The following is a 16,242-nucleotide window of genomic DNA, read 5'->3' as shown; positions in this document are numbered from 1 at the left end:
CGGTCGGGAAATCCCAGGAAAAGTGCCCCGGACCGGGATTGGCGATCAGTGCGCGGAGGGAATACCAGCGGGCGAAGGAGGAGCCATGTCGCCCACGCAGGTAGTCGTCACAGTCATCGTGCTGGTGGTGCTCGCGGCGCTGGCCGCGGTCGCCGTACGCGCCGGCCGCCGGCGCGCCCTCAGGCAGCGGTTCGGCCCGGAGTACGACCGGGTCGTCGCCGAGCAGGACAGCCGGGGCGCCGCCGAGCGGGAGCTGCGGGAGCGGGAACGCCGGCACGCCGAGCTGCAGCTCAGCCCGCTCGCCCCCGAGTCCCGGGCCCGGTACGCCGCCGCCTGGGAGGACCTCCAGGTCCGCTTCGTCGACTCCCCGGGCGAGACCGTCGGCGACGCCGACGAACTGGTCACCCGGCTCATCGCCGACCGTGGGTATCCGACCGGGGACTTCGACGACCAGATCGCCCAGCTCTCCGTCGAGCACGCCCGCACCCTGGCCCACTACCGGGACGCCCACGAGATCCGGCTGCGCCACGAGCGCGGCGAGGCGAGCACCGAGGAACTCCGGCAGGCGCTCGTGCACTACCGGGCGCTCTTCGCCGATCTGCTCGGCGCGGACCCGGTCGGGCACCAGCCGCCGGAGCAGCGCCAACCCGACCACGAGCACGACGTCTCGAGCCGCTGAGGAGGCCGCCGCGATGCGCCAGGAGAAGCAGCAGGTCACGCACGAGCACCCGGAGACCGTCCGGTCCACGCCGGTGCCGGTCCCGCCGGCCGGCGCGCCCGCCGATGGCGACGGACCCCGGCCCGACCGGTCCGCCCGGGTCGACGTACCCGAGGACGCGCTGGACGACCGGGGCACCTTCGACGAGCCGGGGATGGCCGGCGAGCGCGCCGACGACCGGCGGGACGCGGAGCCGGACCAGACCCGGGCGTACGACGCACGGGACATCCGGGACGCCGAGGCCGCCGACGTCGACGAACGGCCGGAGTACCACGATCCGGCGCCGCTGCCCTCGGTGTTCGGCGCGACCTCGGTGGGCGACGCGGTGGCCGCCTCGGCGATGGCCAGCGGGCGGCCCGAGGACGAGCGGGATCCGCGCGGCGAGGACACCGCCCAGCCGGGCGACGGGGCGCCGGGGCGGACCGACGCGTTCGACGACGAGCGGGCCGACCCGACGGCCGGCGACCGGCTGCACAGCCCCGAGCGCGCGGCCGGGCGCTCCGCCGGGCCGCGGGACGACGCGCCGGCGGCCGGTGCGACCGGCTACGGCAGCGCCGAGCCGGCCATGGTCGACCCGGACACCAGCACCGCCGCGGCCGGCGCGGCCCTGGCCGGGGCGGCCCGGCCGACCCCCGGCGCCGTGCCGTCGGACGCCGCCACGCTCTTCGCCCCGGACATCGCGCAGGGTTTCCGGGACCGCTGGCGGGACGTCCAGCTCCGCTTCGTGGACGACCCGCAGGCCGCGGTCGGCGCGGCGCAGTCGCTGGTCGAGGAGGCGATCGAGGCGCTGTCGGCCGCGCTGCGCGAGCAGAAGGCCCGGCTCGGCGGCTGGCAGGCGTCCGGCTCGACCGACACCGAGCAGCTCCGGGTGGCCGTCCGCGACTACCGGGACTTCCTGGACCGGGTCCTCGGGCGCTGAGGCGGCATGGCCCGGCCCCCGCGGGGTACGCCAGGGGGATCACGGAACGGGACAGGAGGGCAGCAGCATGACGGATCGTGACCGCGGCGAGCGGCCGCTGGAGGAGACCCCCGAGGTGGCCGCGGCGGTGGACGACGACAGCACGGTGCCGCAGCTGCGCAGCGGCGGCGGCGCCGACCGGGACAACCCGACCTTCACCGAGCCCGACGGCGCGGTGCCCGACACCGGGTCACCGGACATCCTCGGCGACCCGTACGCGGCCGGCACCGGGCCGACCGGCACCGGGACCGGGGCCACCGGCACCGGCACCGAGGGGGCCGGGCGCAACATCCGGACGGGCGCCGAGCAGCCGTGGGACCCGGAGGACCTGGTGCTGGCCCGGGGCCAGGATCTCACCCGGGAGAACATCGAACGGGCCCGCCGTGACCTGGCCGAGCTGGGCCGGGCGGCGATCGAGAAGACGGTTCCCTGACGGTCGTACGCCGAGAGGGCCCGGGCCCCTGGTCGACCGAGTGTCGACCAGGGGCCCGGGGGAACCCGCGCGGCGGCGCCTCACTCCGCTGCGGCGGGTCGGCCGGCCGCCGGTTCAGGAGAGCGGCGGGTAGGCGTTGCGCATGAGCTCCTGGAACTGGGCGGCGAACCAGTGGCCCGAGACTGGGGCGTTGGGCAGGGCGCCGCTCGGGTTGTTGCCGTTGCGGGCGTTACCGGTGTACGTCGGGTCGCACATCCGGTCGAAGCCCTTGCCCTCGTCGTTCGGGATGGCGCTGCTGGAACCGTCCGACTCGCCCGGGGGCTTGATCCAGACGTAGGCGTCGATGCCCGCCTCGGGCGCGGCCTTCGGCCGCTCGCCGAGGCCCGCGCCGGCCTGGTTGCACCAGTTGCCGGCGTGGATCCGGCGGTCGATGCGGCCACCGTTGACATAGGTGTCGACGTTCGTCGTCGCGCCCGGCCCGGTGGGCCGCGCCGAGCCGCCCCAGCCGTTGCGGGAGGTGTCGATCAGCATGCCGATGCCGCTGTCGAAGCCCACGGAGACCAGCTTCTGCCGAAACGCCTGGGCGAACGACAGCTCATCGACGTACTGGTTCCAGTCGATCCACTTGGACTGGCGGACGGACGTGCCGTTCACCGAGTCAGTGATCTTGACGTACGGCTCGCGCAGGGCCGAGTAGTTCGCCGTGTTGACGATGAAGCCGTGCACGTTGCGTACCGTGCTGCCGGAGGCGACGGCCGCGCTCTTCAGCATGTCCGCGGTCGGGCCGAAGTTGCTGTCCCAGCCGATCCAGCCGTGGTGCGCGGCGTCGATGTAGTTGTAGACGTTGCCGATCGCGCCCAGCTTGGCCAGGGCGTAGCCGACGCCGTTCACGTACGCGCCGTTGGCCTTGACGGTGTCGCACATCGCGGTGCCGCCCGCCTGCCCGGAGGTGTTGGTCACCAGGTTGGGCAGCGAGTCGATCTCGATGATGTTGATGATCCGCAGGTTGGCGTACTTCGGGTCGGCCTGGATCGCCGCGATCGGGTCGATGTACTCGGCCTTGTACCGGGGCAGATCGTTCGGGCCGAGCTCACCGTTGGAGGCCAGCGCGGCGCAGTCCCGGCCGGGCAGGTTGTAGATCACGAACTGGATGTAGCCGGCGCCCTGCCGCAGCGCCTCGTCGAGGTGGGCGCGCATGCCCCGGGCCCCCGGGGTGCCGTTGATGGCGGCGATCCGGTCCATCCACACGCCCGTCGGGTTGTTCGAGACCCGGCTGCCGCCCGGCTCGGCGTCCGCCTTGGCCTTCCAGTCCGGGTTCACGTAGCCCTTGGCCCCGACGTACGGGTTGTCCACCTTCTGCCCCGGCGGCGGGCTGGACGGCGGCGGGCTCGAGGGCGGCGGGCTGGACGGCGGCGGGGTGGTGGTGGGCGGCGTGCCGCCGGTGCAGACCGTGCCGTTCAGGGTGAACTGGGAGGGCTTCGGGTTGGCGCCGCTCCAGGCGCCGTTGAACCCGATGGTGGTACTGGCGCCGGTGGCCAGCGAGCCGTTGTACGATTCGTTCTGCGCGGTGACGTTCTGACCGCTTTGCGACCATCGCGCTGACCAGCCGTTGACGACCGACTGCGAACTGTTCGGGAAGGTGAAACCAAGCGTCCAGGCGCTGAGCGGGTCACCGAGGTTCTTGATGGTCACGGTGGCAGTGAAGCCACCCGGCCAGTCGTTGGTGGTGTAGTCCACACCGCACTGGGTCGCGGCCTGCGCCGCGGTGACCGGGAGGGTCACCAGCCCGCCGGCGACCAGGACGCCCGCACCGGTCAGTGCGAGTGCCCGACTCCGGCCGGACAGCCTTCTCCACAGATTCATGCCACTGATCTCCTTGGGCGAGGCCGGATCCGCGTACGGCCCGGCGAATGGCCCTCGGGACGTCCGGCTGGGACGGCCGTCGGCGCCACGGGTGTCTTCGGGGATGCCCGACCCGGACGGGCGATGGTGGTGATCGACCGGCCGGCACCCGCCGGCCGAGGAGTCGGACGCCGCCCGATCGACCCGGGTGCCCTCGACGTCTGGACTCGCGGTGTGGCTCCCCCAACCGCGTGCAGCGATTCTTGCATGGGAGCGCTTCCATGGCAATGCCTCGATATGAGTTCCCGGTCGGCAAAGGGGAGAACAGCCCAGGCGGTATCGGCACGGCCGGTTGCCGGCAGACGGGCCCGAGCCGGTGGAACACGGGAGGGCAGCGCCGCAGCGGGGCGTGCGGCACAGGTACGTCCAGGTGGGCTGCGGCACTGCGGAACCCGCCGAAGAGCCTCGGCAATGCCACATAAGGCTCCTAGCACCTCTATCCCCCTAAGAGCCAACAAACTCTTAAACACGAATCTTTCCCCGGATAGCTCGCGAAAAGGTCTAACGTCGGGCGTAGCTCGACCGCCGTCGGGCTCAGGACAAACAGGGATGGAGTGACGCAGGTCATGGGAAAGAAGATGCTCGGGAAGGTCGTTGCGGGTGCCGCTCTCGGCGGCGCGTCCCTGCTGCTGTTCTCGCCCGGGATGGCGAACGCGGCCGGCCCCGGCACGTACGCGGGCGACGTCGCCGCCAAGCCGCAGGTCAGCCTTCTTGAGACCTGCCCGGGGGGGCACGGGGACTGGGACCGCAAGGACTTCGACCGCAAGGACTTCGACCGCAAGGACGAGGACCGCAAGGACTTCGACTTCAAGGACCACGGCTTCAAGGACGAGGACCGCAAGGACCACGACCGCAAGGACCACGACTTCAAGGACGAGGACCACAAGAAGCCCGACTTCAAGGACGAGAACAACAAGAAGCCCGACTTCAAGGACGAGAACAACAAGAAGCCCGACTTCAAGGACGAGCAGGGCAAGGAAGAGAACAAGAAGCCCGACTTCAAGGACGAGCAGGGCAAGGAAGAGAACAAGAAGGACGAGCAGGGCAAGGACTGGCAGGGCAACGACAGCTGGCAGCCCGGAGCCGGCCAGGGCGGCGGCATGGTCGACGACCAGTCGGACAAGGACCGCAAGGACCAGGACCGCAAGGACCACGAAGCCAAGGACGAGGACCGGAACGACCAGGACAACAAGGACCACGACCGCAAGGACCGGGACATGAAGGACCGGGACATGAAGGACGAGGACCGCAAGGACCACGACTTCAAGGACCGGGACATGAAGAAGGACGAGGACCGGGACCACTGCTTCCCGAAGGGCCACGTTGACGGTGGTGACGGTGGCATGACCACCACCAGCATGGACCGCGGCATGGCCGCCAGCGGGGTGGGCGTGATCGGCGCCGCCGCACTGGGCGGGATGGTCCTGCTGCGCCGGCGTCGGGCCAATGACCTCGTCTGACCGGACGGCGACTCGGGCCGGCGGCCGTCACGGGAGACCGTGGCGCGCCGCCGGCGTGGTCGTCGTCGTCCTGATCGCCATGCTGGGCGCCGGCCTGATCGGGGCCTCCGTCCGGACCGTGCCGCCTCCCCGGCCACCCCAGCCGCTCGCCCAGGCCGGCGCCGCCGGGACGGCCTCGACCCCCACCTCGCCAACCCTCCCGGGCCCCTCCGACGACAGCGGCACGGTGACCGCCGACCAGGCGTCCGCCGACGACACGGCGACGCCGAACCCGGATCTCGCCCCCGCCGCGCTGCCCCGGTCGGCCCCGGCGACCATCTCGATCCCTCGGATCGGGGTGAAGGCCGAGATCATGCGCCTTGGTCTGAACGCGGACGGCACCGTCCAGGTGCCCCCGCTGGAGCAGGCCATGAAGGCGGGCTGGTACGCCCCCGGGGCCAGCCCCGGAGAGGTCGGCAACGCGGTGATCATCGGGCACGTCGACTCGGCCAAGCTCGGGCCGGCGGTCTTCTTCAACCTCGGCTCGCTCAAGGCGGGCGACACCATCAGCGTCGCCCGGGAGGACGGCTCGACCGCCACGTTCACGGTCAACGAGGTGAAGTCGTACCCGAAGACCGCTTTCCCCACCGAGCTGGTCTACGGCCCCAGCGACAAGCCCAGCCTCCGGGTGGTCACCTGCGGCGGGCAGTTCGACCAGGGGTCCGGCAGCTACCTCAACAACGTCATCGCCTTCGCCACCATGACCCGGTGAGGCGGTGCGGAACGGGCGCGGCCCGGTGGTCGGTCACCCGACCACCGGGCCGCGCCGGCGTCCGTGCGGGTCAGGCCGCCGCCGAGGTCCGCACCAGGGTACGGATCTGCCGCAGCAGCACCGACAGCGCGGAGAGGTCGGCGCGGGACTCGTCGAACTCCCCCATCGCCCGGTGCGCCCGGTGGATCGAGGTGGCGTTCGCCTGCTCCCACTCCTGCACCCGGTCGGCCGGCGACACGCTGTCCGGGGTGGAGCCGAGGACCTCCGCGGTGAGCGCGGCCAGCGCGGCGTACAGGTCGTAGCGCAGCGCCATCCGGGCCAGCGTCTGCCAGCGGTCCTCGCGCGGCAGCAGGGAGATCTTCGACAGCAGGGCGTCCACCCGGAACCGGTCGGAGAGGACGAAGTAGACCGAGGCCACCTCGCTCACGTCCCGGCCGGTCGACTGGGCCGTCTCCACCACGTCGAGCAGGCCGAAGCTGTACATCAGCCGGGTCGCCTGCGCGGCCAGCTCCCGGGGCAGCCCCTTCCCGGTCAGCGAGTCGATGTGGGCGGCGATCGCCTCCCGCTCGCTGCCGTAGAACAGGTTCTCCAGGTCGGGCAGGAGTCGGGCCACCCCGTCCCGCAGCCGAGCGATCTCCCCCGGCACGTCGATCGGCGAGCGCCGGTTGGTCACCAGCCAGCGCACCGCGCGGTCGAGCAGCCGGCGGGTGTCCAGGAAGACGGCGGTCTGCAACTCGGGCGAGACCTTGTTGTCCAGCGCCTCGATCGCGTTCCAGAGGTCGCGGAGCCCGAACACCTCGCGCACCACCACGTACGCCCGCAGCACGTCCGCGGCCGACGCGGCCGTCTCCTCGACCGTCCGGAAGACGAACGAGATGCCGCCCCGGTTGATCGCCTCGTTGACCAGCACGGTGGTGACGATGTCCCGGCGCAGCCGGTGCTGGCCCATCCGGCCGGCGAACCGCTCGCGCAGCGGAGTGGGGAAGTAGTTGACCAGAATGTCGGTCGTCCACTCCTCGTCGGCCAGTCCTTCGGCGACGATCTCCCGCTCCAGCACGATCTTGACGTACGCCAGCAGCACCGCGAACTCCGGCGCGGTCAGCCCGTTCTCGGTCCGGACCGCGAGTTCCTCGTCCGGCGGAAGTGCCTCCAGGGCCCGGTCCAGCGCCCCGGAACGCTCCAGCTCGTTGATCATCCGGCGGTGCACCGGGAGCAGCGAGGCGGCCTGTGCCTGGGCGTTGTTGATCGCGCGGGCCTGCTCGTAGTTGTCCCGCAGCACCAGCTCGGCGACCTCGTCGGTCATCTCGGCCAGCAGCTCGTCGCGCGCGGGCCGGTCCAGCTCGCCGTCGGCGACCGCCGTGTTGAGCAGGATCTTGATGTTCACCTCGTGGTCGGAGCAGTCCACTCCGGCCGCGTTGTCGATGAAGTCGGTGTAGATCCGCCCACCGTTCTGCGCGTACTCGATCCGGCCGAGCTGGGTCCAGCCCAGGTTGCCGCCCTCGCCGGCCACCCGGCAGCGCAGGGTCTTGCCGTCCACCCGGATGGCGTCGTTGGACTTGTCCCCGACCTCGGCGTTGGTCTGCGTCGACCCCTTCACGTAGGTGCCGATGCCGCCGTTCCAGAACAGGTCCACCGGCGCGGTCAGGATGGCCTTCATCAGCTCCTGCGGGCTGAGCTGCGTCGCGTCCTCGTCGAGGCCGAGCACCGCACGCACCTGCGGCGAGATCGGCACCGACTTGGCGGTACGCGGGTACACCCCGCCGCCCTCGGAGATCAGCTCCTGGTTGTAGTCCTCCCAGGACGACCGGGACAGCTCGAACAGCCGCTTCCGCTCGGCGTACGAGGTGGCCGCGTCCGGGTCCGGGTCCAGGAAGATGTGCCGGTGGTCGAAGGCGGCCACCAGCCGGATGTGCTCGGAGAGCAGCATCCCGTTGCCGAACACGTCGCCGGACATGTCGCCGACACCGACCACGGTGAAATCCTGGGTCTGAGTGTCGTGCCCCAACTCCCGGAAGTGCCGCTTCACCGACTCCCAGGCGCCCCGGGCGGTGATGCCCATCTTCTTGTGGTCGTAGCCCGCCGAACCGCCCGAGGCGAAGGCGTCGCCCAGCCAGAAGTTGTGCGCGGCCGAGATCTCGTTGGCGATGTCGGAGAACGTCGCGGTGCCCTTGTCCGCCGCCACCACCAGGTACGGGTCGTCGCCGTCGTGCCGGACCACGTCCTCCGGCGGCACGATCTCCCCGCTGGCGATGTTGTCGGTGACGTCCAGCATCGCCCCGACGAACTCCTTGTAGCAGGCCACCGCCTCGTCCCGGTCGCCCGGCTTCTGCTTCAGCACGAAGCCGCCCTTGGCGCCCACCGGCACGATCACGGCGTTTTTCACCATCTGCGCCTTGACCAGGCCGAGCACCTCGGTGCGGAAGTCCTCCCGCCGGTCGGACCAGCGCAGGCCGCCCCGGGCCACCGGCCCGTACCGCAGGTGCACCGCCTCGAACCGGGGCGAGTAGACGAAGATCTCGAACTTCGGCCGCGGCGCCGGCAGGTCCGGGATCGCCTGCGGGTCCAGTTTGAACGCGACGTACGACTTGGGCCGCCCGCCGACCGGCTTCTGGTAGAAGCTGGTCCGCAGGGTGGCCTGGATCAACGTCAGGTACGACCGCAGGATGCGGTCCTGGTCGAGGCTGACCACGTCGTCCAGCGCCGCGCCGATCGCGCCGACCAGCTCGCCGCTGCGCTGCCGCCGCTCGTCCATGCTGGTGGCGCCCGGGGCGAACCGGGTCTCGAAGAGCTCCACCAGCAGCGACGCGATCGCCGGGTACGCGATGAAGGTCTGCTCCATGTACTCCTGGGAGAAGACCGTGCCGGCCTGCCGCAGGTACTTCGCGTACGCCCGGAGCACCACCACCTGCCGCCAGGTGAGCCCGGCCCGGAGCACCAGCTCGTTGAAGCCGTCCACCTCGGCCTCGCCCCGCCAGGCGGCGGCGAAGGCGTTCTCCACGTGCGGGCGCACCTCGGCCAGGTCCTGGTGCACCTCGGGCAGTCGCAGGCCGAAGTCGTACAGCCAGATCCGGCCGTCGACCCGCTCCACCTCGTACGGGTGCTCGTCGACCACCCGGACGCCGAGCGAGTGCAGCACCGGCAGCACGGCGGAGAGCATCATCGGCTCGCCGTACCGGTAGACCTTGAACCGGACGTCCATCGTCTCGTCGACGTCCGCGCCCCGGCCGCCGCCGTTCACCCGCGGTGCGAGCTGCTTGCGGAACAGGTGCATCTCGAGCTGGCCGGACTCCTCCAGCAGCTCCAGCTTGGCCAGGTCCTTCATCGCCTCGTACGGCGTGTGCCCGTCCTTGTAGCCCTCCGGGAACGCGTCGGCGTACCTGCTGAACAGGTGCTTGGCCTGCTCGTCGCCGAGCTTGCGCTCGAGCACCAGCCGGTAGTCGTCGTCCCAGAGCCGGGTGGCGTCGGCCAGCTCCTCGGCGAGCAGGTCGGCGTCGATCTCCCCGGGCGGGTTGTTCGGGTCGGTCCGGACGATGAAGTGCACCCGGGCCAGCATCGACTCGGTGACCCGGGTGGTGTAGTCGACCCCGACGCCGTTCAGCTCGCGCAGCAGGATGTCCTGCATGCGCAGCCGGTTCTGGGTGGTGAACCGGTCCCGGGGCAGGTAGATCAGGCAGGAGATGAACCGCCCGTACCCGTCCCGGCGCAGGAACACCCGCAGCTGGCGGCGGCCCGCCATGCGCAGTACGCCGATCACCGCGTGGTAGAGGTCGTCGGTCTTGATCTGGAACAGCTCGTCGCGCGGGTAGGTCTCCAGGATCTGCAGCAGGTCCTTGCCGGAGTGGCTGCGCAGGCTCAGTCCGGAGCGGTCCAGCACCTCGGCGACCTTGCGGCGGACCACCGGGAGCTCCTGGACACTGGTCCGGTAGGCCGCGGTGGAGAACAGGCCCAGGAACCGGCGCTCGCCGACCACCTCGCCGGCGTCGTTGAAGATCTTGAAGCCGATGTAGTCGAGGTAGGCCGAGCGGTGCACGGTGGCCCGCGAGTTGGCCTTGGTGATGATCAGCAACCGCTTCTCGAGCACCTTCTCGTGCGCCTCGGGGGTCATCGAGGACAGCGCCCGGGCCTCCGGCGAGTCGGAGCGCAGGATGCCCAGCCCGGTGCCGAGGACGGCTTCGAGAGCCTGGCCGCCGTCCGCGCCGTCGGTGTCGACCAGCCGGTACTCGCGGTAGCCGAGGAAGGTGAAGTGGTCGTGCGCCAGCCAGCGCAACAACTCCACCGAGTCGGTGATGTCCTTCTCCGGCACCGGCGGCCGGCTGTCCGAGGTACGCGCGGCGGCCAGCTCGTCGGCCAGGGCCAGGGCGCGCTGGCGCATCTTGGGCCAGTCCTCGACGGCCTCCCGGACGTCGGTGAGCACCCGCTGCAGCTCCTTGCGCAGCTTCTCCCGCTCGGCCGGGTCCCGGACCGGGTCGATCTCGATGTGCATCCAACTCTCGACCAGGTCACCGGCGATCGCGTCGTCCGGCTCCACGTCGGCGGAGACCTCGGTGAGCCGGCCCAGCGGCTCGCGGCGGACCACGACCAGCGGGTGCACCAGCAGGTGCACGTCGATGTGATGCGAGTTGAGCAGCGCGGTCACCGAATCGACCAGGAAGGGCATGTCGTCGGTGACGATTTCGATGACGGTGTGGTGCTGGTCGGCGTCCGGCTCGTGGATACGCAGCTTCAGCTCGCCCGGCACCCGCTGCTGAGCCAGGTCCCGGTGCGCCCGGGCGGCGTCGAGCATCTCCTCGGCGGTGAAGCCGATCAGCTCCTCGTCCGGCGCGAACCGCCAGAAGCGGCTGACCAGGGTCGCCGCGTCGTGGTCGTCGCCGGCCAGCGCGACCGCCTGGGCCACCAGGCGCTCCGCGTTGGGTACCGGCTCGTCCAGTTCGGCGTCGTCCGACTCCTCGGCCAGCGCCTGCGTGGGCAGGCCCAGGTCGTAGAGCGTGTCGACGCTCGAACCGGTCATCCCGGTCGCTCCTGTGTCGAGACGGCCGAAACCGTCCCCGTCGGTCGCCGAATCGAAGCTGTCATCGTCCCGACTGGTATCAACCTGCCGGAGGTCGGGTCCCGGTTTGATCGCCGGACGCCGGTCCATCGGTGCCACTCCCCTCGACCCACCGCGTTGTGGGTCACTCTCCCGCCCAGCCTAGGCCCTACCGGTCTGCCCGTTTGTCGGCGGACCACTGGCCGGACGTCCGGATCGGGACTCTGTCCTTTCACCCGTTGCGGTTCCGTGGTCGGCCCGGTCGCGGAGTACCCGGACTGGCGATGTTCATCACACTGCCCCGCTGCGCTCTTTGCCTGCTCGCGGGGCGGTGGAGAAGGGCCCGGCGTACTAGCGTGCAGGGCAGTTTCCTACCGGAGGACTGCTGCATGCCCACGTCGTACCCCGTTCGCCACCGCCTCTCCCCTCGCCGGCCGGTCCGTGCGGCGCTGGCCGCCGCCGTGCTCGTCGGGGGCGGGTTGGTCGGCTGCTCCGGCGCGGACGGGCCGGAGCAGAGCGTCGCCGCGTTCCTGACGGGCTGGCGCTCCGGCGATCTGCAGGCGGTGGGCTTCATCGACCCCACCGGGGCGCGCGTCCCGGCCGCCGAGGTGGCCAAGGAGCTCAAGGCGCTCTCCGGCGACCTGGCCGGCACCCCGCCCGAGCTGACGGCCGCCGGCGAGCCGAAGATCACCGCCGACATCGCCACCGCGCGGGTCCAGGTCACCTGGACGCTGCCCGGCCAGACCCGCTGGAGCTACGAGACCCCGGTACGCCTCCGGCAGGGCGACGACCAGTGGCAGGTGATCTGGGAGCCCGCCGTGGTGCACGAGAAGCTGGAGCAGGGCGACCGGCTCGCGCTGCGCCGCGACCGCGCGCCCCGGGCCGGGGTGCTGGACGCCGCGGGCAACCCGATCGTCGCGCCCCGCCCGGTGGTCCGGGTCGGCGTGCACCCCGCCGAGGTCAAGGACGTCCCGGCGCTGGTCCGCCAGCTGGACACCGCGTTCAAGGCGATCCGGCCCCCGCTCACCCCGCCGGTCGACCTCTCCGACCTGCCGAAGCGCCTCAAGGAGGCCGACCAGGGGGCACTCGTCGAGGTGGTGACCCTGCGGGAGGAGGCGTACCGCCAGATCAAGCCCAGGATCTACGACCTGCCCGGCACGAGGTTCCCCACCGACCAGCTCGACCTGGCACCGACCCGGGAGTTCGCCCGCGCCGTGCTCGGCTCGGTCGACCCGGCGCAGGCCGACGACCTCAAGGCCCACCCCGACCGCTACGTCGCCGGTGACCTGGTCGGGCACGGCGGCCTCCAGGGCCGGTACGACGAGCGGCTGCGCGGCGTCCCCGGGCTGACCGTGGTCACCGAGCGTCCCGGGTCCGAGGGCACGACCACCCCCACCGGCATCGAGGTCTTCCGCAGCGAGCCGAAGCCGGGCCAGCCGCTGAAGACGACCCTCGACGTGGCCACCCAGAACGCCGCCGACGCGGCGCTGCGCGGGCAGGCCCGGCGCTCCGCCCTGGTGGCCGTACGGATCAGCGACGGCGCCGTGCTCGCCGCCGCCAACGGACCCGGCCCGGCCGGCGAGAACCTCGCCTTCACCGCCCAGGTGCCGCCCGGGTCGACGTTCAAGATGGTCAGCGCGCTCGCCCTGCTGAACAAGGGGGCGGTGACTCCGGACGCCCGGGTCGACTGCCCGAAGACCCTGGACGTGGACGGCCGCTCGTTCAAGAACTCCGACAACTTCGAGCTGGGGTCGGTCCCGTTCACCACCGACTTCGCGAAGTCCTGCAACACAGCCTTCGCCTCCCTGGCGCCGCAGCTCGGGCCGGACGGGCTCGCGGTCACCGGCCGCACCCTCGGCCTGGAGGCGAAGTGGGACCTCGGCGTGGACGCGTTCACCGGCAAGGTCTCGACGAACGGCGGCCCCACCGAGCAGGCCGCCGCGGCGATCGGCCAGGGCACCACGGTGGTCAGCCCGCTCGCCATGGCGGCCGCCACCGCCGCCGTCGCGCGGGGCCACTGGGAGCAGCCGAAGCTGCTGCTCGATCCCGCCCCGCAGCAGCCCGCCCCGGCCGGCCCGGACCTGAAGCCCGAGTCGGTGGCGGCGCTGAAGACGATGATGCGCGCGGTGGTCACCGGCGGCACCGGCAGTGCCCTCGCCGGCGTCCCCGGCGGGCCGGTGTACGGCAAGACCGGCACCGCCGAGTACGACAACAACCCGGCGCACACGCACGCCTGGTTCGTCGGCTGGCAGGGCGACATCGCCTTCGCGGTCTTCGTGGAGCAGGGCGGGTCGAGCACGGCCAGCGCGGTCCCGATCGCCGGGCGCTTCCTCCGCGCCCTCCCCACCCGCTGACCCGCCCGCGTCGCCTGCTTGCGGGTCCCGGGCCCCTCACGATCACGCCCGATCCTGGATGTAGTGGCCTCGCCGACGATCCGATGCCACTACATCCAGGCTTGAGCACGCTCATCGAGAGGTGCGCAGGGGCCGAACAGTGGCGAGACGTTACCCGTGAGACCACGCGCGACCACGCCCCCACATCACGGGCGGACGCCGGCGGAGGTCAGGCGATGTCGACGCCCGGTCGCGACGGGGCGGTGTCGCCGGCCGACGCGGTCGGGCCTTCCTCGGCGACGGGCACCCGCCGGAGCAGGCCCGGCCCCGCCGACGCGGGCGGCCCGACCGGCTCGGGCGTCTCGTCCCGCGCCGCCACCCGCCGCAGCAGGCCCGCCCCCGGACCGACCGGCTCGGGTCCGTCGCCCTCGTCCGCCCCCGCCCGTCGCAACAGGCCCGGCCCGGCAGTCCCGGCGGACGGCGCCTCGTCGCTGTCCACGTCGGTGGCCAGGGAGACAGCGGGGTCGCCGTCGGCGGGCTCGCTCGGCGTCGGTGCGGGGCCGATCGGCTCCACGGCGACCGCGGGGGCCGGGGTCGTCACCGGGGAGGGCAGGACGGGCCGGTTCGCGGGAGGGCCGTTGCCCGGCCGGGGGGCGGGCGCGACCGGGCCGGACGGCAGCAGCCGCGGCGGCGTCGCGCTGGGCGCGGAGACCGGCGCGAGCCCGGCCACCACGGTGTTGACGATCTCGGCGGCGTACGACCCGTCGGGGTCGTAGTCGGGGTCGAAGACGGTCAGCTCGACCCCGAGGCAGTGCGGGGTGTCCACCAGCCCGGTGAGCAGGATCTCCAGCTCGGCGAAGGCGATCCCGCCCGGGTCGGGGGCGTCGACGGCCGGCATCACCGCCGGGTCGAGCACGTCCACGTCGATGTGCACCCAGTAGCCGGCGCAGTCCGCCAGCTGCTCGTGCGTCCACTGGGCGGTACGGGCGGCGCCCTCGGCGCGCAGCGCCGGCACCGGCCGGGTGGTGATGCCGGCGGCCTGCAGGTCGAGCCGGTACTCGTCCTGCGCCCGGATGCCGAGGACCACCACGTCGATGTCGCGGAAGTAGGGGCGTCGCCCCTCGATGGCGGCCAGGTCGGCCTGCCCCCGGCCGGTGACCAGGGCCAGGTCCTCCCCCGCCGCCGCACCCACGTACGAGGCGTTGCCGGGGTGCCGAAAGTCGGAGTGGCCGTCGACGAAGACCAGCCCGATCCGGCCGCCGACCGCCTCGCCGAGCCGGTGCATGGCCAGCGCCGAGCCGAGCAGCACCGAGCAGTCCCCGCCGAGCACCAGCGGGAACTCCCCCCGGTCGATGATCGCGCCGATCCGGTCGGCCAGTGCCGCCGAGTACGCGGCGATCTCCGGGGCGTGGCAGACCCCGTCGCCGGGGCGCCAGTCGCCCGGGTCGTACCGCGGTGGGGTGAGGCAGCCCGCGTCGCGGGCCCGCAGCCGGGCGAGCAGGTCGTGGTCACGCAGCGCGCCCGGGGCCTTGGCGCAGCCCGGAACCGAACTGGCCGTGGGTGGGCGCAAGCCGAGGTTGGTCGGCGCGTCGAGGACGGCGATCCGGCGCATCATGGGCTCCCGTCCTCGATGATCGGGGCGGGCCGGCCGGTACGCCGGCCCGCGCTGGCGTGCTACGTGCTCAGAACAGGGCGCTCGCCAGGGCCCGGCGGGCCGAGGCGACCGCGGGATCCTCCGGACCGGCGATGGTGAACAGGCCGACCAGGTGCTGGCGTACCTTCTCGCGGTCGTCACCGGCGGTGCGGCGGACCAGACCGACCAGGCGCTGGTAGGCCTGCTCGGCCAGGCCGCTGAGCACCTCGATGTCCGCGGCCAGCAGTTGGGCGTCGACGTCGTCGGGGTTGGCCTGCGCGGCGACGAGCGCGGCCTGCGGGTCGGCGCCGGCCACCCGGCGGGCCAGTCCGACCTGGGCCAGCCCCGCCTCCGCCGCCGCGTCCGCCGGGGACTCCGCGAGGATCTTCCGGTACGCCCGCTCGGCCGCGTCGAGGTCGCCGGTCATCAGGGCGTCGTCGGCCTCGTCGAGGCGCGGGTCCTCGGGTGCGGCGACGCTGACCCCGCCGGCCTTCAGCACGGCCTGGATCCACTGGCGCAGCTGGGCCTCCGGCACCACCCCGGAGAAGGCGTCGATCGGCTGCCCGCCGACGATCGCGTAGACCATCGGGATGCCCTGCACCCGGAACATCTGGGCGATCCGCGGGTTGGCGTCCACGTCCACCTTGGCGAGCACCCACGCGCCGGCGCCCTCCACGGCCAGCCGTTCCAGCACCGGGGAGAGCTGCTTGCACGGCTCGCACCACTCGGCCCAGAAGTCCACAATCACCGGGGTGGTCAGCGAGCGTTCGAGGACCTCGGACTGGAAGGTCGCCTCGGTGACGTCGATGACGCTGACCCCACCGACCGCGCCGCCGGGCGCGCCGGCGGGGGGACCGGACTTGACTGGGGCGGGGTTGGGGGCGGTGCTGCGCAGGGCGCTGAGGTCGACCGCGCCGCGGGTGAAGATCGACGAGGTGATCCGTGGGTCGCTCATGGTTATCTAGTCTCGCACGTGTCCCGCTGAACTCAGATCAACCGCGACGGCGACAGTTGCAACTCTCACGCCA

General features: G+C 72.3%; 9 protein-coding genes and 1 pseudogene. 6 read left to right on the top strand and 4 right to left on the bottom strand.

Going from position 1 to position 16,242, the window contains the following annotated elements:
• Nucleotides 1–85: 85 nt before the first annotated feature.
• From ACFYML_RS22980 to ACFYML_RS22970, 3 genes are all read left to right on the top strand, one after another.
• A complete protein-coding gene (locus tag ACFYML_RS22980) occupies nt 86–679 on the top strand; it encodes a hypothetical protein (RefSeq protein ID WP_387422606.1) in 594 nt (197 codons plus the stop codon).
• A gap of 13 nt (nt 680–692) precedes the next feature.
• Nucleotides 693–1,637, top strand: a complete 945-nt coding sequence (locus ACFYML_RS22975) for a hypothetical protein (protein WP_387422605.1) — start codon at nt 693–695, stop codon at nt 1,635–1,637.
• A 67-nt stretch (nt 1,638–1,704) separates the two neighbouring features.
• Nucleotides 1,705–2,109, top strand: a complete 405-nt coding sequence (locus ACFYML_RS22970; RefSeq protein ID WP_073835962.1) for a hypothetical protein — start codon at nt 1,705–1,707, stop codon at nt 2,107–2,109.
• Nucleotides 2,110–2,223: 114 nt separating this feature from the next.
• Here the strand turns inward: ACFYML_RS22970 and ACFYML_RS22965 are convergent, their stop codons facing one another.
• Nucleotides 2,224–3,972 carry a glycoside hydrolase family 6 protein gene (locus ACFYML_RS22965; RefSeq protein ID WP_387422604.1) on the bottom strand — a complete coding sequence of 583 codons (1,749 nt, stop codon included), beginning with the start codon at nt 3,970–3,972 and terminating at the stop codon, nt 2,224–2,226.
• Between the two features lie 605 nt (nt 3,973–4,577).
• Here ACFYML_RS22965 and ACFYML_RS22960 point away from each other — a divergent pair.
• Complete coding sequence (locus tag ACFYML_RS22960) at nt 4,578–5,471, top strand: hypothetical protein (protein ID WP_387422603.1); 894 nt, start codon at nt 4,578–4,580, stop codon at nt 5,469–5,471.
• Nucleotides 5,458–6,222, top strand: coding sequence for a class F sortase (locus ACFYML_RS22955; protein WP_387422602.1), 765 nt, complete (start codon nt 5,458–5,460; stop codon nt 6,220–6,222). The genes ACFYML_RS22960 and ACFYML_RS22955 overlap by 14 nt, the downstream gene beginning before the upstream one ends.
• A 70-nt stretch (nt 6,223–6,292) precedes the next feature.
• Here the strand turns inward: ACFYML_RS22955 and ACFYML_RS22950 are convergent, their stop codons facing one another.
• Complete coding sequence (locus ACFYML_RS22950) at nt 6,293–11,359, bottom strand: NAD-glutamate dehydrogenase (RefSeq protein WP_387422601.1); 5,067 nt, start codon at nt 11,357–11,359, stop codon at nt 6,293–6,295.
• A gap of 278 nt (nt 11,360–11,637) precedes the next feature.
• Between ACFYML_RS22950 and ACFYML_RS22945 the strand changes: the two genes are divergently transcribed.
• Entirely contained in the window at nt 11,638–13,602 is a 1,965-nt protein-coding gene (locus ACFYML_RS22945) for a penicillin-binding transpeptidase domain-containing protein (RefSeq protein WP_387422600.1), read from the top strand.
• 436 nt (nt 13,603–14,038) lie between these two features.
• Here the strand turns inward: ACFYML_RS22945 and ACFYML_RS22940 are convergent.
• Both ACFYML_RS22940 and ACFYML_RS22935 read right to left on the bottom strand, forming a co-directional pair.
• A pseudogene (locus ACFYML_RS22940) lies at nt 14,039–15,196 on the bottom strand (arginase family protein); the annotation flags it as partial.
• Between the two features lie 67 nt (nt 15,197–15,263).
• Nucleotides 15,264–16,169, bottom strand: a complete 906-nt coding sequence (locus ACFYML_RS22935; protein ID WP_387422599.1) for a tetratricopeptide repeat protein — start codon at nt 16,167–16,169, stop codon at nt 15,264–15,266.
• Nucleotides 16,170–16,242: the final 73 nt, after the last annotated feature.

This window comes from Micromonospora sp. NPDC007230, from assembly GCF_042869115.1.
Taxonomy (GTDB): Bacteria; Actinomycetota; Actinomycetes; order Mycobacteriales; family Micromonosporaceae; genus Micromonospora.
The sequence above is the reverse complement of the archived record's forward strand: the minus strand, read 5'-3'. Positions and strand labels throughout refer to the sequence as shown.

Bases quoted from the DNA above. Each gene is read 5' to 3' on its own strand.
- ACFYML_RS22980 (WP_387422606.1), top strand. From the start codon at position 86: ATGTCGCCCACGCAGGTAGTCGTCACAGTCATCGTGCTGGTGGTGCTC.
- ACFYML_RS22975 (WP_387422605.1), top strand. From the start codon at position 693: ATGCGCCAGGAGAAGCAGCAGGTCACGCACGAGCACCCGGAGACCGTC.
- ACFYML_RS22970 (WP_073835962.1), top strand. From the start codon at position 1,705: ATGACGGATCGTGACCGCGGCGAGCGGCCGCTGGAGGAGACCCCCGAG.
- ACFYML_RS22965 (WP_387422604.1), bottom strand. From the start codon at position 3,972: ATGAATCTGTGGAGAAGGCTGTCCGGCCGGAGTCGGGCACTCGCACTG.
- ACFYML_RS22960 (WP_387422603.1), top strand. From the start codon at position 4,578: ATGGGAAAGAAGATGCTCGGGAAGGTCGTTGCGGGTGCCGCTCTCGGC.
- ACFYML_RS22955 (WP_387422602.1), top strand. From the start codon at position 5,458: ATGACCTCGTCTGACCGGACGGCGACTCGGGCCGGCGGCCGTCACGGG.
- ACFYML_RS22950 (WP_387422601.1), bottom strand. From the start codon at position 11,359: ATGGACCGGCGTCCGGCGATCAAACCGGGACCCGACCTCCGGCAGGTT.
- ACFYML_RS22945 (WP_387422600.1), top strand. From the start codon at position 11,638: ATGCCCACGTCGTACCCCGTTCGCCACCGCCTCTCCCCTCGCCGGCCG.
- ACFYML_RS22935 (WP_387422599.1), bottom strand. From the start codon at position 16,169: ATGAGCGACCCACGGATCACCTCGTCGATCTTCACCCGCGGCGCGGTC.